This is a genomic window from Nocardia sp. NBC_01388, assembly GCF_045040085.1.
Classification (GTDB): Bacteria; Actinomycetota; Actinomycetes; order Mycobacteriales; family Mycobacteriaceae; genus Nocardia.
The window spans coordinates 3643842-3662787 of the sequence record NZ_CP109553.1; the positions used below are offsets into that span (position 1 = coordinate 3643842).

Here is an 18946-nt window from a genome sequence, read left to right on the forward strand (position 1 = left end):
ATTCCTTCGCTCGTCATTCGATTCCGTAAGTGCCGACAACGGCTGCCCGCAGGACCGTCGCGGGTCCGACCAGGCGCGCGGGAAACTCCGCATGAAACGCCGCGAAGGCGCACGAATCCCCGAATGGGTCTGCCGTGCCGTCGAATACGGCGATGTGCACGAATCCCACACCGTCCTCGAGCCGGAAAACCTGATAGCGCAATCCGCCCGGATCTCGTGCGTTGAGCTCTTCGACAACCCGCTCGGCAAGCCGTTGATTGTGTGCCGCGGAATCGGCCCTGGTTCGGTACTGCACCACGATCGCTGCGGTCATCTCGATCACCTCCTGCATGGATAGAGGCAACGACAGACCGGAACTAATCGCCGACGCGGTGTGACCGCCCCGATCAGCGGGAGAAGCCGACGGTGTGGAACCACCACAGAGCCGCCGCCGACCAGGCGAGCACGAAGGTTCCGAAGACGAGCCCGCCCAGGACCGGCACCAGCCACCCCGGTGCGTTGCGCAGGCGTAATGCCAGCATCTTGGCGGCGAACGCGCCGTAGAAGGCGGTGCCGGCGATCGAATGGATCAGGATGCGCGGTGGGATGCCGTCATCCAGGTGGAAACCGAAGCTGTAGAGGCAGTAGTAGCCCACCGGGAGGCTTGCGGTGAATGTGAGCGCACCGGCAATGCGGTGGTAGCGATGGACCCAGCGTCCCGCGTGCCACCGGTAAATCCATACGGCCGTGAGCAATTGGGCGAGGATGAATATCAGCACCAGGCTGCTCAGATATGCCTTGAAGGTTTGTGGTGCGGAGAAACCCCATGTGGGCAGTGGTCGAGGGACGGGCCCGAAGTGGGTGCCGAGCACCCCGAGTGTCACCGCGATCGCGGCGCCGGTCAGCAGCACCGCCACCGCGATCAGTTGCCGGACAGCGGTATTCGGCACGACGCCCGCCGGGCCCGATACGGTCGACTTCATACAGACAGATACGGCAACGGGTTACGCGGGTATCGCTCGAACTCTCACCAGACCTGGATGGTCCCGAAGCAGCCCTTGCCCGCGCTCCCCGACACCCAGGGCGTCTCGAGCTCGAAGGGAATCGGCCCCGGCGGCTGCGGGCCGATCTCGACCCGGGTGTGCGGGTTGAAGTAGGCGCTCGGCAGGATCACCCGGATGCCCAGTGCGGGAATCCGGAACTGGGACGTATCGGTGAACTGGAAGGTGGTGTCGATATCGATATCGAACGCGGTATTCGCCGGCACACCGACCTCGGTCGTCGAGCAGTAGCCGTTGTGGAACCCGAGCTGCACGATCGGCAGCGGGTCCGCGAGGGCGGGGGACGCACCGATCAGCAGCACGGCGAGAACGCTCGCCGACACGGCTCCGAACACACCTCGGTGCATACCCCGCATGGTCGATCCCTCTCGTTCCTGACCGATAGGACCCTCCAACGGACAATACTCCGCAACCTCACCGTCGCATGCGAACCGGAGATACTGGTTGCACCCGATTCCACAGCGGGTCACCAACCGCCGCGAGCGGGTTGCCGGTGGTCGAGCTGTAGGACACCCGCCTGCTCAACTGCCGCTCCGCAATCCGCTCCACCAGCAACGGTATGAATTCCCGAACCCGATGACCGTCGAATTCACGGTGTATCCCGCGCACTTCCTCACCGACCACCCGCGCCGCCAGATGCGGGAATTTATCGGCCAGCCGGCCGACGAGCTCGCTGATCTGCCGCTCCTCTTCGGATGCGCTCATGCTCTGATTTCGCCTCCATATGCCAATGGATGACGCCGATAACCAAATCCTCATCAGGTGCCCGGCGACGGCCCCGCCCGGGCCGCATCCATGTAGTCTCGCGGCTACCGGCTGGCTCACCTACTCCGAATTCGTTTGTGGCACAGCGCGTCAGCGACTAGGCACCACATGTCCTCGACATCGACACCTGCAAGCGACAAATGAAATTGCAACTGCAACAGCGTGTTTGCCGCATGTCAGTGTGACGGTCCGCTGCTTCCGGCGGACCCCAGGTCCAGCTGGTTGAGGAGATTCTGAATTACGACCCATGGGTTCATCTGCTGTCCTTCATCTCGGTTGGTAGCCGGCGGCGATTTCTGCCGATCGGTTGTGATGGCAGTCACCGTGTGCTGTCATAAAGATACTCAGATACAGCACTCGTGTCTTTGTATCAGACTCAACGAAGAGGGACCTCGGGATGGATGCACATCGACTCAGCAGGCGTGACGCACTGAGGGCTGGCGGCGGATTTTTGGGCGCGGTCGGCGCGCTGGCACTGACAGCGCGCACGGCGAGGGCGGAGCCGTGGTCGTGGTCGCCGAACGATTCGGTGGTCGGCAGCGGAGGTGGGGCCGATCCGCTGACGGTGTACGACCCCGACGCCGATTCGGTGCTGGCGGATGTGATGGACCACGCCGATGTGCCCGAGGTGAACAGGCTGCTGGCGACGTGGACCCGCAATGGCCAGCCCCTACCGGCCGGATTGCCCACCGGGCTGGCCGATTTCATCGAACACGCCCGGCAGCTGCCGTCCTGGGCCGATCAGGGCAAGCTGGCGAACTCGTTCGAGTTCACCAAGAAGCGCGGCCTGTATCTGGGCGTGCTCTACGCGTTCGCCAGCGGGATGATGTCCACGGTCATTCCGCACGAAGCGCTTGCGGTGTACTACTCGCGGGGTGGTTCGCACCTGAAGGAACGCATCGCCAAGACCGCGAAATTCGGGTACGACATCGGCACGGTCAATGCCTACGGAGACGATGGCGAGATGGTCGTGACCTGCGTGAAGACCAGGATCATCCATGCGTCCGTGCGACATCTGCTGCCACAGTCGCCGCACTGGCCCGCGGGCATCACGCCGATCAGCCAGGACGATCTGATGGTCACCTGGCACAGTCTGGCGACCACGATCATGCGGACGCTCAACGCGTGGAAGGTGCCCATCCCCGCCGCCGAATCCGATGGCTACCTGCACAGTTGGCAGCTGGCCGGTCACCTGCTCGGCATTCGCGACGAATACATCCCCGCGACATGGGATCAGGCCGATGCGCAGGCCGCGCAGATGCTCGACCCGATCCTGGCGCCGACCGCCGAGGGCAACGACCTGGCCAACCAGCTGCTCAACCTCGGCGAGGACCTGGATCTCACCCTGATCAGCCGGGGCGTCCTGGGGGCGTTCACCCGATTTGTCATGGGAGACAAGGTCGCTGACTGGCTCACCATTCCCCGAGAGCCGGTGTGGAGCCCACTGCTCGAAGTCGCGTGGGGCCCGTTCGTCGCCGTCCGGGAAGGCGTGTTGTCGGTGGCTCCGGTCGTGGACGCGCCCTACTGGATGTTCGACGAGTTCCTGCGCCAGTTCGCGCTCTGGTACGTGGCCGAGCTTCGGATGCCGCTCAGCATCGAAATCCCCTTGACCAACCGCTGATTCACGTCTGCGGCAGATATGCCCCCGGCGGGTGAAAGGAACAGTGCTGCCCTGCGCCCGCCGCGCCGCTGCGTTCGGCCACCGAGGCCATACGATGGAACAGCTGACGTACCTACGTATCTCCGAGGAAGGCACCCGTGGAATCGGCGCTACCCGCTGGTACTCCCCCGGCCGGTAAATCCCTGCTCGAGCGCGCCTACCTCGAGGCCATCGAACAGACGGGCACTACCGACGGGATCCGCGCACGCATCCTCGATGCGGCCAACCAGCAATTCCAACGGTGGGGCATCCAGCGCTCGACCATGGAGGATGTCGCCAAACAGGCGGGCGTCTCACGCATCACCGTGTACCGCCGATTCGCCACCAAAGACGATCTGGTCGAACATGTTGTCCTGCGTGAATTCCGCCGCTACTTCGACAAATTCCTCGTCGATATCACCGCGGCCGCGACCCCGGGCGATCGCGTAGTACTCGGCTTCGTGAGCTCGCTGCGCGCACTGCGCGGCAATCCGCTGATCGGCTCCCTCATCACGGAGGAACCCGATCATTTTGTCAGTTCGCTCATCGGTGACGGCGGGCGCGCGGTAGCCATGGTCAGTGAATTCGTCGCCCACCAGCTCCGCCAGGAGCAGCGCGCCGGCACCATCTCCCCGGACCTGCGCACCGACTTGGTCGCCGAGCTGATGGTCCGAATCTGCGCCTCGTTCCTGGCGATCCCGAGCCATGTCATCGATCTGGACGATGACGAGCAACTGGCCGCGATCGCCCGCCAATTCCTCGTCCCGATGCTCGAGCCACCGACCGCAGGGTAGAAGTCCGGCGTCAGTGGTTGCCGATGTATTCGATATATCCGGTGCCGCTGACGGGTTCACCGCGGAACCGGCCGGTGTACCGGTAGCTGCCGGCGTATCCGCCCGCCATTCCGAAGACGTAGTCGTCGTTGGTTGTGCCGTGGATTTCGATGAGTTCGGTGCCGCCCTCGTCGTCGACGCTCCAATCGAATTCTGCCGCAAGGTGCATGGACAATCCGTTGGGTGTGCGGCGTGCCGCGGGTTCGAGGCGGCGGACTTCGAAACGAAAGTTGTTCTCGTACGTGCCGCCGTGGTCGGTGAGCGAGCGAACGTAGACCGAACGCTGGACCGCCAGACCGAGCGGACCCAGCACCTCGACCATGAGAACCTGAGTCGTGTCGTCGATATTGATGATGTGGTAGGTGAAGAACGTGAACGGCAGCTTGATGTGCGCGCCGCGCGCGTATTCGAGGGTGTTGAGACCGGAGATTTCCAGGGTCTCGCCCTGATAGGTGACGACGCCCTCGTACTGGCACAGCAGTGACCAGTGGTCGTAGAGACCGCCGCGCAGTTTGACGAAGTGCGAGATCTTGTCGGTGGCGCGCACCCGCAGGTCCAGATCGAACGCGGGGTTGCGGTAGGTGACAGTGAAATTGGGGTAGGCGCCTTCGATCCGCAGATCGTCACCGAAGCGCACCAGGCTCGAGTCGGGAGCCAGCTCCAGATCGCGACCGACCCGGTAACCGCGGAACTGACCGGGGAATTCGACGCCGGTGCCGATGAGCAGACTGGCGGTATCGGCGGCGCTGGTTTCGACGAGGTGATGGTTGTTCCACAGCGTGATTCTGGGCTGACCGATGACGGCGATGACGTCGATAAAGTTCAGTGGCGCAGGCAGATTCGGCAGCATCAGCCCGTAGTGCACGGTGCTGTGCCAGCCACGTGGCGGGTGAAACGCGGTCGCGGGATCGAACGGAGTGCCACGCAACGCGTAGGAGCCGGAGATGCCGCGCTGGGCAGTGTGCAGGGCTACGTCTTTCAAGCTCACTTCGAGAGTCCTTTTCGCGAGCGCCAATGTATACGTAACCGACAGTATCGTATAGATTTGACTTACAAGTCATATGAGCGAGGTGGCGAGACGGTGACGGTGAGAACGGGCAGCAAGGGTATGCCGCGTGGCGAGCGCGAAGCGCAGATCCTGAATGCGGCCGCGATCGAGTTCGGAACCCGCGGGTACGCCTCGGTCCTCGTCGCCGATGTGGCCGTTCGCGCGGGGGTTTCGAAACCGCTTATCTACCTGTACTTTTCGTCAAAAGACGGATTGGGCGCCGCATGCGCGGAGCGTGCCGGGTCCGCACTGGCGGCAAAGATCGCCGAGGCGATGGGAGCGCCCGCACCGACCTTCCTCGCCGCCGCCGCGGTACTCGACGCGATCTTCACCGCGCTCGAACCACGCCCGCACGATTGGAATGTGCTCTACGACCACGGCGCCCCACCGGACACCGAAACTGCCACCGTCGCCCGCCGGTACCGCCGGATCATCGCCGAACAAGCCGCCACCGGCGTCTGGTCGGCGCTGGCGGCCGCCGGCCTGTCCGACGGACGCGACCTGTCACTCCTCACCCACATCTGGATGAACAGCGTGACCGCAGTCGTGTCATGGTGGCTGGACAATCCCGATCAGACAGCCGACGACATGAGCGCTCGCGCACACCGCATCCTGACCGCATTGACCACCGCCTGAACCTCGGCTAGGGCAACCCCGTCCAGGAGGTGCCGGACTCCCGGTGGCGCTCCCAGATCGACTCGTCGATCGGTCCGGCGCCCAGGTCGGCGACGAATTCGGCGGCGATCCGCTCAGCGACCGCCCGATCGAGTGTCGCCGCGCACCAGTTCATCGACACGTGGATGCGTCCATAGGCTTCGACGACGTTGAAGCCCACGAAGTTAGGGCCCGGCGGTGCGATCGACACGGTGATCCGCGGCGGCGCCGAGCCGGCGGGCTGTGGCGCATTCACCCACTTGGTCGCGTACGAGATCATCAAGCGGATGGCGCGGTCTCCGTGACTGCTCACCGTTGACCGGCCGGGGCGCGGAATTACGTAGTGCCGCAGGGCATCACCGAAGATCAGCAATGGCAGACCGCTGTCGAGGATGCCGGCGATCCGGGCGCTCAGCTGCGTCGGCGTGTCCGAATCCGGGACCGGAACCGACTTCGACCAGCTGAAGTTGCCGTCGACCGACGCGTCGGCCACCAGATACCGCCGCAGGTCGACCATGAACGCGATCGAGCCGTCGACCGTGAGCCCGTGGTGGCGGCACAGCAGCAGCGCCCGCATCGTCATGATCGACATCACCGACGCCGCCGATCCCCGCGCCGCGCGAAACACGCGGACCCGCTGGGTAAACGAATCGGGACTGACCGCTGTCACCACGGAGGAGGAATGCGAGCGACCCGCGCCTTCGACCGCACGCCGGGTGCCCGGGGGCCGCAGTTGCCGTAGTTCTCGGCGAACCGCGATCGCGTGCGGAAGTCGTGATCCGGGCGGGCCGAATGCTCGCAGCAGTCCACGAGTCAGTGGCGCGCCGGTCCGCTGACCGGATCGCGTATCGTCCCGATCGCCCGGCGCCAGCAGCATTCCGAGGAAATACCATGCGGCGAAACCGTCACCCGGCGCATGCGAATGACTGAACTGCGCCCAGTCCCGGCCCAGGGTGAGCCGGAACGGCAACCCGCCCAAGTGGAGCCCGGCAGGATCCAGCGCATCATCCGACGGACAGCTTTCGCCGGAGGCTGTCACAAGCGCCAGCAGAAAAGCCGCCTCCCGTCCCGGGCCCGGACGGCCGGTGCACCCACGCTCGGCACAAAGCAGCCGCACCCAGGGATCGTCGGGGTAGGCGACGGCCCAGTCCGCAAGCCGGGCCCGGACCTCCTCGACGCCGGGCGTCACAATCGACCGAATCACCTTCACAACAGGCACGCCGCACCACATGCGATCGCGGCGGCGGAGCCGGCGGATGTCGACCGCGGGCCAGCCGGCGATGTCCCCGGCACTACGGTTTCTCGCAAATCGCAGATCCAAGCGGTGATGTGCGTTCACCGGTCACAGTGTGCCCTCGGCGCACCCCGTGCGAGCCCGAAGCCGATTACTGGTACGGCATGTGCCAAATCTCACCTGTTACCGAAAGTTGCTGTGCCAGTTTCGAATCGAAGATTTCGATCCGATAGTTTCGTGCCGACCATTCCTCGGGAACCCTGCATGACACGAGCGGGTTCCGAGCCATCCCTCGCCCTGGCCATTCCGAGCCAGGTCATCGAGCCCTCCCGGTAAACAGGCTCTGTCGAGCTGGGCGGGCCGCCCGGTGGAGGCGGGCAATCTACGTGAGCCCGAGAGCAACTCGGATGCTGTGTGTTCCGCCGACCGGACCCCGCCGACTTCGGCGTCGATTTCTCGTGCGGTAAGCTCGCGAAACTTGAGGTTACTCCTCCATTTTCGGCTTTCTGTCGATCGACCAGCGTGCGGTGCGGTAGATCGGCAGAGCGGGCCGGGGGAACTGTTCGCATGCGTTGCGGGCCGCGAAAGTGTTGTACACGGGCCCCGAAATCGGCACACCCGGATACCACCTAGGAGAACCCTTCGTGTCCGTATACCTTTATCGGTGGGGCAAATTCGCGTTCAGACGCAAGTGGATCGTTCTTCCGGTGTGGCTCCTGCTGCTCGCAACGCTCGCAGTCGGGGGCAGCATGCTGAGCAAGCCGATGAGCGACAAGTTCAGCATGCCGTCGCTACCGTCCGAACGTGCCACCGACATCTTGGACAAGCAGTTCCCAGGCATGTCAGGACAGTTCGGCATCGATGCCGTCAGCGGAACGTACGTCATCAAGGCGCCCGCGGGTACGAAACTGACCGATAAGGACAACACTGCCGCCATCGATGCGCTGATCACCGATCTCGGGAACCTTTCGGTCGAGGACGGCCACAAGCGGCTCGTCACCGAAAAGGACTCCGCGGCACTGAAGAACCCGATCGCGGTGACCAAGACGATGGGATGTCTGACCGAGGCGAACCCGGCGGTATGCGCCGGTGCGCCGCTGAATGTGCTGAACAAGGATGCGCCGGCCACTGTCGCGATGTTCTCGGTGCCGTTCGATATCGCCTCGGCAGCGGAGATCACCGACGCGCAGCGCCGGGCCGCCTACGAAGTGGCCGCCCCCGCTCGCGCGCACGGATTGACCGTCGAGATCGGCGGGGCGATCGAGCAGAAGCAGGGGAAGCCGAGCGGTCACTCCGAAATGATCGGCATGGGGGTGGCGCTGGTCGTCATGGTGATCGCCTTCGGGGCCATCGTGGCAGCCTTCGTGCCGATCGTCACCGCCATCGTCGGGCTCGGCGCCGCCATGATGGTGATTTCGCTGAGTACCTCGATCATCGAGATACCGAGCTTCACAACGTTTCTGGCGTCGATGATCGGTATCGCACTTTCCATCGACTACGCGCTGTTCATCGTCTCCCGCTACAAGCATGAACTGCGGGTCGCGGACAGTTCCGAAGAGGCCGCGGGCATCTCGGTCGGTACCGCCGGTTCCGCGGTGGTCTTCGCCGGACTCACTGTCATTGTCGCCCTGGGTGCGCTGAGCATCGTCGGGGTGAACTTCCTGACGTTCATGGGCCTCGGCGGGGCCGTCGCCGCCTTCTTCGCGGTGCTCACCGCCATCACCCTGATGCCTGCTCTGCTCGGCGCTTTCGGCCGTTTCCTGTTCACGCCGAAGCTGCCGATGGTCGCTCGGCACGACCCGGAGGACAACACCTCGGTCACCCTCGGTACCCGGGTGGCCCGCCTGATCGGCAAACGACCATGGGTCGCATTGATCATCGCCGTGGCGGCCTTGGGCGCGTTGGCCGCTCCGGCACTCGGGTTGCAGTTGGGGCTGCCGGGTGAGAACAGCTTCCCGGCCGATTCCACGGTCCGGCAGGCCTACGACATCAGGACTGCGGGCTTCGGCGAAGGCAGCAACGGTGTGCTGACCGTCGTTGGCGATCTGGAGAAGGTCCCGGCGGGCGAGCGCGATGCCGCGGTCGCCGCGCTGCGTGATCGGCTCGCCGGGTTCGCGCAGATGAATTACGTCACCGCACCGCAGCTCAGTGCGAACAAGCTCGGCGTAATGCTCAGCGGTGTCCCGAAATCGGGGCCCAACAACCAGGCGACCAAGGATTTGGTGCGCGCGGCCCGCGACGCCGAAGGTGAACTGACCTCGCGGTACGGCATCGAGTACGGAATCACCGGAACCACTGCCATTTACGCCGATATGGACCACGTCCTACTCGGCAAGATCGTGCCCTATCTGGCGATCGTGGCCGGCGCGGCCTTTGGGCTGTTGATCCTGGTTTTCCGGTCGATCCTGGTGCCGTTCACCGCGGCTGCCGGTTTTCTGCTGTCGATGGCCGCCACCTTCGGCGCTACCGTTCTGATCTTCCAGGAAGGCACCTTCGGCCTGATCTCCGATCCACAGCCGATCATCAGTTTCCTGCCGATCATGTTGATCGGCTTGGTATTCGGGCTCGCCATGGACTATCAGGTGTTCCTGGTGACGCGCATGCGTGAGGAATACGTCCACGGTAAGTCCCCGAAGGACGCCATGATCTCCGGGTACCACCACGGAGCCCGCGTGGTCACCTCGGCGGCGATCATCATGATCTCGGTGTTCGGCTCCTTCCTGCTGGAATCCGATGCCACCGCCAAATCCATGGGCTTCGCCCTGGCCTGCGGCGTCGCGATCGATGCTTTTGTGGTGCGCATGGTTGTGGTGCCGGCCCTGCTGGTGATCATGGGACACCGCGCCTGGTGGATTCCGCAGTGGCTCAACAGCATCCTGCCCGATATCGATGTCGAGGGCGCGAAACTGCGTGAGTTGCACCGGCCGCCGGTGCATCCCGACGTGCCCGCGCCGGTCGATGCCGCGCACTCCGAGCCGGAGGAGCTCTCGCCCCAGCAGGCCGGGGGCACGCAGGTCGTGGTCGAACAGAATCGCACCGATCAGATCGCGACGCACAGTCGAGAGGCGGTCTACTCCGAACCACCCACCCCGGTCGATCACGACGCTACGCACCTCGGGCTCGTCGCCCGCGAGCTGCGCCGCGGTGGACGGACCATTGACGGCCACATTCGCCGGGATGACCAGCACCCTGTGCCTGCGGCCATGTTGACACTGATCAGCCAACGCGGACAACAGGTTTCGCGAACAACCGCGGACAGCGGCGGCAGCTACACGATCGAGCCGCCCGCACCTGGCAGCTACGTCTTGATCGTCTCAGCGGACGGACATGAACCGACCGCGCTGAACGTCACGGTGCGGAATGACGGCGCACACCGGCTCGACGTCACTTTGTCGGGATCCGGCGAAGTGTCCGGCGTGGTGCGCACGACCGCGCACGAGCCGGTGCCGGACGCCACCGTCAGCGTGACCGACCTGCTCGGTGATGTAGCAGCTACCGCCGTCACAGCGGCGGACGGCACGTACACCTGCCATGGCGTGCCCACCGGAACCTACACACTGGTGGCGGTCGCCGCCCGGATGCGGCCCACGGCAACAACATTGACAGTCCCCGACAGCGGCCGACTCCGTTTCGACGTCGTGCTGGCACCGATGGCGATGTTGTCGGGCACGGTGCGCGCCAACGGCCACACGGTGCGCGACGCCAGAGTCACCGTGCTCAACTCGTCCGGCGACACCGTCGGAACCGCCCGTACCGACGAGTACGGCCGCTACACGGTGACCGGCCTGCCCGCCGACGAGTACACCGTCATGGTTCGCGGATATTCGATGGTGACCGATCAGGTCACCATCACCGGCGGCGCCGATCACAACCTCCGGCTCGGCTTCGACGAATACGCGCAGGTGCAGTGAAGCGTCAACTGATACATCGTGTGCGATGCTTTCCATATGGTGATCCACGGTGAAAGTTCGTCCAGAGTTCGACTAGCAGCGCAGGCCTTCCTGGGCGTGATGCTGATGTCCGCGGGCACGAGCCATCTGACCTTCGCTCGCGAAGATTTCCGCGCCCAGGTGCCGTCATGGTTTCCACTCGACACCGATGTCGTCGTGCTGGCCTCCGGAGTCGTCGAGATCACGCTCGGCGCGGCTCTTCTCAGCACATGGAAGCAGCCCCGACGTGCACTCGTCGGAGCGATCGTCGCCGCGTTCTTCGTTGCCATTTTTCCCGGGAACATCGCGCAACTGGTCGAGCATCGCGACGCGTTCGGCCTCGATTCCGACGCCAAACGCGCTGTGCGACTGGTGTTCCAGCCGGCGCTCGTCGCATGGGCCTTGCTGGCCACCGACGCGATCGGCGTGTGGCGCAGCCGGGCAGTGACCACGTCTTAGACGGTCGCCGGAACTGCCCAGGGGCGCATACCGAGTCGCCCAGCCTCTCGTAGCATGTCCGAAATGCGTAGATTGTTTGTGGTGCTCTCGGTACTCGCCGTATCGGGATGCGGTCTGTTCAGGCCCGACGAAGTCAGCGGCGGCGAGGTGGCGAAGGAGATCGGCCAGTTCTTCCGAACGGCCGCCGGAGCCGATGCGAAAAGCCTGAAATGCGCTGCCGTCAAAGCCTAGTCCGGTGCCAAGACCACCTGCACCGCCTTCGACCGCAACGACGAGAAATGGCTGATGACCGCCGTCGTGAAAACCGTTGACGGCGGGTAACCCAGTGAACTTCCCGCTTTTCGAGATCGGGCTCGGTCTGCTGGCCGGCCTCGCCGCATAGTGGCTGATCGCTCTGCTGCGCGAGCACCCCGGCGAGCACGCCCGCCTGACTGTGCACGATGTACTCGCCCGCCTCGAGATCGAACAGCGGTGCGGCCTGGCCCGCCCACGAGCACCCCGAGCCGCAGCGCCTGTACGGCACCGTGCGGGAGCGGTGCACTGATGACCGACATTGCGCTGGTGCGGCATCCGGCAGCTGACACCATGGACCCATGAACGATCAAGGTGCTCCAGTCCTCTACGCCCTCGTGACCGGATCACCCGCCGCGCGGGACGTCGGCACGCTCGTCGACCTCGCGCAAGCGGACGGCTGGGACGTCTGCGTGATCGCCTCACCCGATGGCGCGCGGTTCATCGATGTCGACGCCCTCGCCGCCACGACCGGCCACCCCGTGCGCAGCCAGTACAAGGATCCCGGCGCTCCCGACGTCCTGCCGCCGGCCGACGCCATGATCGTCGCGCCGCTCACCTGTAACTCGTTGGCCAAGTGGGCCGTCGGCATCTCCGATACCCTCCCACTCGGTTTGCTGGTGGAAGCCGTCGGCAAGAAACTTCCCGTCGTAGCTGTTCCGTTCTCCAATCACGCCCAAATGAGTTTCCCCGCGCTGCGAGAGGCGATTCGCAAGCTGTCCGAATGGGGCGTCACGATGCTCGTCGGCGACGAGTTCTATGAACAGCACGAGCCCGGAACCGGTGAGAAGTCCATTCATTTGTTTCCGTGGGCACTCGCGTGGCAGGCGGTTGCGGAGCATCCGTGGCGCACGACAAATCCAGCCTGACTCCGACTGAGGACCTACCGGGTCAGAGGCGCTCCCAAAGCTACTACGGCAAGCAAGGTTTCGACTGTCGTTGGTGTGCAGCGCGATCGAACCCACGGTCCAGTCGCCACGCTCACTCATACCGGGCGAGGTCAGCGCGAATAGCTGCTGATCGAGGCCGCAGCACTGGAATCGGTCCGCCGGACCGATGTCCCTGACAGTTGTTCGCGTTCGCTGATATCACGCCGAACGCCGTTACCGGTCGGCGCGACGGTGACGATTTTTGTCGTCCCGCTTCGCGTGCGAGGGACGATCAGCACATGAGCCGCCGAGCGCCGAGCCACCTCGGTGTGAAACGAGCCGAACAATCGCCGCCATGAGGCGTCGAAGACACGCTCGCCGACGACGACCAGGTCTGCGCGGCAGCTTGCCGCCGCAGCGAGCAACACCTCGATCGGAGTGCCGGGCATACTGCGTCCCACCGCTCCTGCCACCCCCGCCGCCCGGGCGTTGTCCACCGCAGCAGCGAGTAACTCGTCCATCGCCGAGACCGGCATGGAACTGTATGCGTCGCGACCCAACAGGTCGTTGACGCGCGCCTGATCGCGCGTACGCACTCTGCGGTAGGCGCCCACGATGGTGAGCGTGGCGCGCGCATCCTTGGCCAAGCGCGTTGCGGCCGCGATCGCCGGCTCCGATCGTGGCGTGTCAGCGATGCCCACCACGATCGAACGATAACCTCCCAGAGTATGCGCTGGTGGGCAGCAATCCGTGACCTGCATCAGAACTCCCTCGATTATGTTGCTTCATCAATCCGTCGGTCCCGGTCGAGTCTTTTCATCGGCCCATCGCGCCGTTGACATCGAAAGGCGGGCAGTGCCCCTCCCCGGTTGCCTTGCGGTAACTAGCAATACATTCGATGCGGCCCGTTGTCCGGACCGGTGCAGAAGTCGCAACAATCCACGCGGCGAACCGGACCGTCATAGCCTGAGACACTCGCCGCGTTGCGCCACCCAGCCGACCCCCGGCACCCTGACCTAGTCACTCAGGAGTTCGGCAATGCGGAGACGGTCGTGTTCGGTCGCGGGCAGTTGCTCGACCAACACCAGATCGGAGTTCTCCACCAGCCGCAGCTGGTAGAGGTCCAGGTTCAATACACCGGCCGTGGGGTGGTCGATGCCGATCGTAGCGGCCCGGAAGTCCTGCACCGGGTACTCCCGCCACCAGGTGCGGAACTCGTGGCTGGCATCGTTGAGACCGGCGACGATGGAGGTCAGGTAGGGATGGTCGGGCGTCCGGCCGACGACGACACGGAACTGGCCGAGGATGGCGCGGGCGGCAGGTTCCCAGCGCAGCATCATGGCGCGGTTGCGCTCGTCGGTGAACATCCACCACATGAGGTTCCGCCGGTCCTCGGGGAGATCGGCGGGGTCGACGCGAACGCGCGCGAATGCGATGTTCCAGACCACGAAATCAAAGAATCCGTTATGGACCACCGCGAGGTTGGGCATCATCGAGTCGACGAGCCGCTGTAGCCGGAAATCCTCGGTATTCTTGTGCTCCACCGGATCTGCCAGTCCGGCAAGGCGACGAAGGTGTCGATGCTCGACCGGTTCCAGCTGCAGTGCCCGCGCCAACGCGTCGATCACCTGCGGGCGGGTCGCGATCTTGCGCCCCTGTTCCAGCCAGGTGTACCAAGTCAGACTCATCCCGGCCAGCTCGGCGACTTCCTCCCGCCGCAATCCAGGAGTGCGGCGTCTACCCGGCTCCATGTCCTCGAGCAGGCCGACCTCTTTCGGGGTCAGTCGCGCGCGCTGCGCCTTCAGGAATTCCGCCAGTTCGGCACGGTGCTCGTTGGACATTGAATTCGCCTCTCTGGCAAGCACTATCACTACCAGGACCGGGCGATCGATCATCCCTAGCGTTGTAGTCATCAGGTGATCGACAGACATCACCGGCCACTGAAGAGAGCATGACATGACGAACAACAAGGGACCGGTACTTGTCATCGGCGCGACGGGCCAGCAGGGCCGGGCAACAACCGAGCAGCTGCTGAAGCGCGGCTGGGAAGTACACGCTTTCGTGCGCAACCTGAACGCGCCCGCCGCGATGGCACTGCAGACCCAGGGGGCCAATCTGATCGAGGGCGATCTGGACGATGCCGGATCGATCAGGGCGGCGATGGAAGGCGCATACGGCGTCTTCATGATGCTGACGATGATGACCGGGATCCATATCACGGCCGAAGGTATTGCGGCAGAACAGCGTTGGGGCAAGCGAGTAGCGGATATCGCGAAGGAGCTGGGAGTCGCACATCTCGTCTACAGTTCGCTGCGCGGCGCAGGAGGAAACACCGGCGTCGAGTACTACGCGGCCAAGGAAGCGATCGAAGCGCACATCAGCCAACTCGAACTACCGGCGACCGTCCTGCGACCCACCTTCTTCATGGACAACCTCAACGCCTTCAACCGCCCGGTCCTGGACGAGAAGGGCGAACTGGTGGTGAATCTCCCGGTACGCAGCGACATTCCGATCTCCCTGATCTCGACGCACGATATCGGCGCCTTCGCCGCCCTCGCATTCGACCGGCCCGGGCAGTTCCTCGGCCGCACCATCCCCCTCGCGGGCGACTACCTGACCCCACCCCAGATCGCCGAGATCATCGGACGCCACGCCGGCCTGCCCGCCCGCAGCAACCAGGTCCCCCTCGAACAGGTACGCGCCTTCGACAAGTACGTCGCCCAGATGTTCACACACTTCGACGAGAACCCCGACGGCCCACTCGACATCCCAGCACTCCGCACCGAGCACCCCGGCCTGATGGACCTGGATGCCTGGCTCCGCTCAGTCGCCTGGAAGCCGCTACTCCCCTAGGACCCACGACGCTCGAACCGGAACACGAAATGCCCTCCCGCCCAGCGTTATCGCTGAGCCGGAGGGCATTCTGCCGATGGCGTATTTCGCTTCCATGGGTTTGCGCACCGCAGTCACCTCGAGCGCGTGCTGCCGCGCGGCGGCTACGGCGTCCGGGTCCATAGTCACCAGCGCGGCGATGCAGGGATCTCGATGGATGAGCAATCCATCCGCAATTTCCTCACCCCGCCGACAAGCAACCGGACCCGGCACACGGCGCCGGGTGCCGACAAACCGGTCCGGTCAGGACGGAGTGGCCGCGCCGCACCGGCGGGAGAGGAGTCTGAGGTTCTCCCGCCGGCACGTTGCGCGATCTCATGCTGGTCCCCGCCCCTGAGCAGGAGAGAACCGAAGGGCCACCTGGCGATGCGGCCCGGGTTTCCGAGAGCGGGGAGGACCAGTCCTCGCCGACGAATCCCCAAGTCGGACAATAGCGCTGCTCGTTTCCTACGCACATACTTCTTGCTCGATACGGCACGTCGGGTCCGTATTCGGCACGAGCTGTCACGCCGCACCGGGCCGCCCGATGGACGTGCGACGCCCGCCGGGCTGTCGTGTGGCTGCTCCAGATGCGTCAACGGGCTCGAACAAGTACTCGGGCAATGCATTCCGGACGGCTTTCCGTAGCGTATCGCCGCGAAGACACCCACTTCCGGATCCTGCTCGGCGATGGCGTGGGCGGTTTCGGATCATCGCAACCGGGGTAAATCGGCCGCATCCGAACAGTGACGCAGGAGGGTGAGGGTTGTGGCGACCCCGATGACCGATGATCCGCACCGCACCACAGACCGCAGCGTTGCGATGGATCTCGACCTGATCGCACCAGCTCGGGCGCGGGCGATGATGCGCACGCTGCTGGCGCCCCTGCCGGAAATGGCGGTCGCGGACGCGATTCAGGTGTTCGACGAGCTGGCCACCAACGCCCGCCGCCACGGCCGCGCGCCACGGCGAGCCCGGGTGTCACTGCCGGCGGACTGTTCGCTGCTGCGCATCGAAGTCGACGACACCGGCCCCGGTGACCCGCGCCCACGCCCGCCGGACGGGACCGGCGGACGCGGCATACTCCTGATCGACCGCCTCGCCACCGCGTGGGCGCACAACCGCCACCACGACCACAAGACCGTGTGGGCCGAGATCGCCGTGGACCGGCATCGGGGGTGAGTGCCGCACAGATCAGCGATCTGGACCGCCGCCGCGTCGCTGCGTGTCGGAACGCCGATGCGGCAGCTGCACAGGTCGAGCAGTTCCATTGGCGTGGCTCGACTCAGGGATGGTTCCAGTCGATACAGACCACGACCGCGTCGTCGAGCAGATCGGTGTCCTCGTGGTAGTCGAGCAACTCGGTGATGATGGCCCGCGCGGCTTCGGAGGCGGGCAAATTGCTGGAGGCGACTATCGAGAGGTCGAGGTTGGTCGTGCCGTATTCGACACCGGTCGGGGCTTGGGCGGTGTGCACTCCGTCGCTGACGATGACGAGCCGGTCGCCGGGTTCGACCTGGAAGGTTTGCTCGCGATAGTCGGTGCGGTCGAACATTCCCAGCGGCAGTTGCGCGTCGAACTCGATCAGCTCGACCACCCCGTCGCGCAGCCGCAGCGCGCGCGGGGAGCCCGCGTCGATCACTCCTACACGGCCGGTGGCGACTTCGAAGCGCAGCAGCAAAGTCGCGACGTACTGACTGCCCCCGTACTGGGCGTAGAGGGCCTGATCAGCCAGGGCAGCCTGGTCGGCGATATCCAGTCCGGCCCGGCGTGCGTTACGCAGGGCGCTGATGGCCAGGTTCGTCAGCAACGCGGCCCCGATGCCCTGGCCCATGCCATTGGAGACGGTCACGGTGAGGTAGTCCGCGGAAGTGCTCCAGTCGAAGTTGTCCCCGCCGATGGTGTATGCCGGTTCGAGTTGCCCGCCCAGGGCGTACTCGGCGCGAGAACAGCCGCGTCCCGGCAGCAGTTGCCATTGCATCTCCGCGGCGAGGGTCACCTTCTTCGGATGTGTGGCATTGCGGCTCGTAGTCCGGCTGACCGCACAACTCTCACCGACCGGGCACAAGCTGATCATCCAAACGCCCAGCCGGTCCGCGCAGCGCCTGCTCGAGCTCACCGGCTTTCTGTAGGCCGGCACTCACGGCGTGATGGTCGCGCTGGGCATCCGCCTCGAGAGAATTTCCGTCGTCGACCAGCCGTCGGCCAACTCGGTCTCACGAGTGTCGTGCCGCTGGTGCGCGTTCAGCATGCCGGGCGAGAAATGTTACGACAGAGGCGATTTCAACCGGATCGCGGTCAGCGGTGGGCGGCGATGCGGGCGGGCCGGGAGCGATGCGCGAAGGGATTGCGGGCCCGTGGGTGCCGGGGATCGGGGGATCTGGGTACGGCCGGGTCAGCGGGCATGGCGGGTTGCATGATCGATTCCCACCACGGGCGCAGGTGGCTCGGTTCGGGCCACCGCACCACATCGGTGTTTTCGGGATCGGTTGCACGGGTTGATATCCGGCGCGCGGCCGGACTGGGCCGGGCGAAATCGCGAGCAGCCTGAGGTGAGTGTGTCGATGTCATGGCGTCTATACCGGTTGTAGTGATTGCGTAGTCACGGTGAGGGATCGGGAAGGGCCGGGTGAGCCCGCAAGCCTGCGGCTGAACGAGCTCACCCGTCGACGGAGGATTTCGAAATGATGTTCTCGTGCAACGACTTCGGACAGGTGTCGTCTCCCGAGTGCGCCATCGCGGGACCCCGAGAGGGTGGGCGCGTTCAGGCGTCGATGGCCTGGCGGTCGGGTTCGGTGCGGGTGATCTCGATCTTGCGGGGCTTGGCCTTCTCCGCAACCGGGATGCTCAGCCGTAACACGCCGTCGCGGTAGTCGGCGCGGATCGCGTCGGTGTCGAGGTTCTCACCGAGAAACAGTTGGCGGGAGAACACTCCGCGGGTGCGCTCGGCCGCGATCATCGCCCGCCCCTGGTCCAGCTCCGGGCGCGAGGCCTTCACGGTGACCACATTGCGCTCGACATCCAGATCCAGGGAATCGGGGTCGATACCGGGCAGATCGAACTCGACGAAGAACTCGTCTCCCTCACGCCAGGCGTCCATCGGCATGACCACCGGACGCGCCGGCGTGCCGAAGACCTGCTGCGTCAAACGATCCAGGTCACGGAAGGGATCGGTACGCATCAGCATGGTCGCCATCTCCAACTCACTCCATTCTCGATCGAAGAGGATTCAGATAACCTATGTCATCTGACAGAGATAATTTTTAGCACTCCCAATAGGAGAGTGCAAGAGTGCCCGGAAGGTAATCTGAAGG

The 18946-nt window shown here is 64.8% G+C and carries 19 protein-coding genes; 9 read left to right on the forward strand and 10 right to left on the reverse strand.

The window, feature by feature from the left end; translation table 11 throughout:
* Window positions 1–13 precede the first annotated feature (13 nt).
* The 4 genes from OG716_RS17985 to OG716_RS18000 all read right to left on the reverse strand — a co-directional run bounded on the left by OG716_RS17985 (window position 14) and on the right by OG716_RS18000 (window position 1745).
* Entirely contained in the window at window positions 14–313 is a 300-nt protein-coding gene (locus tag OG716_RS17985) for an antibiotic biosynthesis monooxygenase (protein WP_355120693.1), read from the reverse strand.
* A gap of 73 nt (window positions 314–386) precedes the next feature.
* A complete protein-coding gene (locus OG716_RS17990; protein WP_405138716.1) occupies window positions 387–962 on the reverse strand; it encodes a DUF6529 family protein in 576 nt (191 codons plus the stop codon).
* Window positions 963–1006: 44 nt separating this feature from the next.
* Window positions 1007–1363: a hypothetical protein gene (locus tag OG716_RS17995; RefSeq protein ID WP_405138717.1), complete on the reverse strand. Its 357-nt coding sequence runs from the start codon at window positions 1361–1363 to the stop codon at window positions 1007–1009.
* A 91-nt stretch (window positions 1364–1454) separates the two neighbouring features.
* Window positions 1455–1745 carry a three-helix bundle dimerization domain-containing protein gene (locus OG716_RS18000; RefSeq protein ID WP_405138718.1) on the reverse strand — a complete coding sequence of 97 codons (291 nt, stop codon included), beginning with the start codon at window positions 1743–1745 and terminating at the stop codon, window positions 1455–1457.
* Window positions 1746–2202: 457 nt separating this feature from the next.
* Here OG716_RS18000 and OG716_RS18005 point away from each other — a divergent pair, with 457 nt between their 5' ends.
* Complete coding sequence (locus tag OG716_RS18005; protein ID WP_405138719.1) at window positions 2203–3426, forward strand: oxygenase MpaB family protein; 1224 nt, start codon at window positions 2203–2205, stop codon at window positions 3424–3426.
* A gap of 137 nt (window positions 3427–3563) precedes the next feature.
* Entirely contained in the window at window positions 3564–4238 is a 675-nt protein-coding gene (locus OG716_RS18010; RefSeq protein ID WP_405138720.1) for a TetR/AcrR family transcriptional regulator, read from the forward strand.
* Window positions 4239–4248: 10 nt separating this feature from the next.
* Here the strand turns inward: OG716_RS18010 and OG716_RS18015 are convergent, their stop codons facing one another.
* Complete coding sequence (locus tag OG716_RS18015; RefSeq protein ID WP_405138721.1) at window positions 4249–5265, reverse strand: DUF6670 family protein; 1017 nt, start codon at window positions 5263–5265, stop codon at window positions 4249–4251.
* Window positions 5266–5358: 93 nt separating this feature from the next.
* Here OG716_RS18015 and OG716_RS18020 point away from each other — a divergent pair, with 93 nt between their 5' ends.
* The gene (locus OG716_RS18020; protein WP_405138722.1) at window positions 5359–5961 is read left to right on the forward strand and encodes a TetR/AcrR family transcriptional regulator; all 603 of its coding nucleotides are present in this window, start codon (window positions 5359–5361) and stop codon (window positions 5959–5961) included.
* Window positions 5962–5968: 7 nt separating this feature from the next.
* On the opposite strand, the gene OG716_RS18025 is transcribed toward OG716_RS18020, so the two are convergent.
* On the reverse strand, window positions 5969–6652 hold the full coding sequence (locus OG716_RS18025; protein WP_405138723.1) for a hypothetical protein: 684 nt from the start codon (window positions 6650–6652) through the stop codon (window positions 5969–5971).
* A gap of 1205 nt (window positions 6653–7857) precedes the next feature.
* Between OG716_RS18025 and OG716_RS18030 the strand changes: the two genes are divergently transcribed.
* The 4 genes from OG716_RS18030 to OG716_RS18045 all read left to right on the forward strand — a co-directional run bounded on the left by OG716_RS18030 (window position 7858) and on the right by OG716_RS18045 (window position 12761).
* Window positions 7858–11124: an MMPL family transporter gene (locus OG716_RS18030; RefSeq protein WP_405138724.1), complete on the forward strand. Its 3267-nt coding sequence runs from the start codon at window positions 7858–7860 to the stop codon at window positions 11122–11124.
* Between the two features lie 36 nt (window positions 11125–11160).
* Window positions 11161–11601 (forward strand): hypothetical protein, encoded by a 441-nt coding sequence (locus tag OG716_RS18035; RefSeq protein ID WP_405138725.1) that lies wholly within the window; start codon window positions 11161–11163, stop codon window positions 11599–11601.
* Between the two features lie 63 nt (window positions 11602–11664).
* Window positions 11665–11832 carry a hypothetical protein gene (locus OG716_RS18040; protein WP_405138726.1) on the forward strand — a complete coding sequence of 56 codons (168 nt, stop codon included), beginning with the start codon at window positions 11665–11667 and terminating at the stop codon, window positions 11830–11832.
* 362 nt (window positions 11833–12194) lie between these two features.
* Window positions 12195–12761 carry a flavoprotein gene (locus OG716_RS18045; protein WP_405138727.1) on the forward strand — a complete coding sequence of 189 codons (567 nt, stop codon included), beginning with the start codon at window positions 12195–12197 and terminating at the stop codon, window positions 12759–12761.
* A gap of 131 nt (window positions 12762–12892) precedes the next feature.
* Here the strand turns inward: OG716_RS18045 and OG716_RS18050 are convergent, their stop codons facing one another.
* Together OG716_RS18050 and OG716_RS18055 are read right to left on the reverse strand one after the other, a co-directional pair.
* Complete coding sequence (locus OG716_RS18050) at window positions 12893–13522, reverse strand: universal stress protein (RefSeq protein ID WP_405138728.1); 630 nt, start codon at window positions 13520–13522, stop codon at window positions 12893–12895.
* Between the two features lie 255 nt (window positions 13523–13777).
* The gene (locus tag OG716_RS18055; protein ID WP_405138729.1) at window positions 13778–14602 is read right to left on the reverse strand and encodes a helix-turn-helix transcriptional regulator; all 825 of its coding nucleotides are present in this window, start codon (window positions 14600–14602) and stop codon (window positions 13778–13780) included.
* 115 nt (window positions 14603–14717) lie between these two features.
* Here OG716_RS18055 and OG716_RS18060 point away from each other — a divergent pair, with 115 nt between their 5' ends.
* Complete coding sequence (locus tag OG716_RS18060) at window positions 14718–15614, forward strand: NmrA/HSCARG family protein (RefSeq protein ID WP_405138730.1); 897 nt, start codon at window positions 14718–14720, stop codon at window positions 15612–15614.
* 786 nt (window positions 15615–16400) lie between these two features.
* Window positions 16401–16814: an ATP-binding protein gene (locus tag OG716_RS18065; RefSeq protein WP_405138731.1), complete on the forward strand. Its 414-nt coding sequence runs from the start codon at window positions 16401–16403 to the stop codon at window positions 16812–16814.
* Between the two features lie 103 nt (window positions 16815–16917).
* Here OG716_RS18065 and OG716_RS18070 read toward each other — a convergent pair whose 3' ends face one another.
* Window positions 16918–17751, reverse strand: coding sequence for a PP2C family protein-serine/threonine phosphatase (locus tag OG716_RS18070; protein ID WP_405138732.1), 834 nt, complete (start codon window positions 17749–17751; stop codon window positions 16918–16920).
* Window positions 17752–18396: 645 nt separating this feature from the next.
* Entirely contained in the window at window positions 18397–18819 is a 423-nt protein-coding gene (locus OG716_RS18075) for an HSP20 family small heat-shock protein (RefSeq protein WP_355121297.1), read from the reverse strand.
* Window positions 18820–18946: the final 127 nt, after the last annotated feature.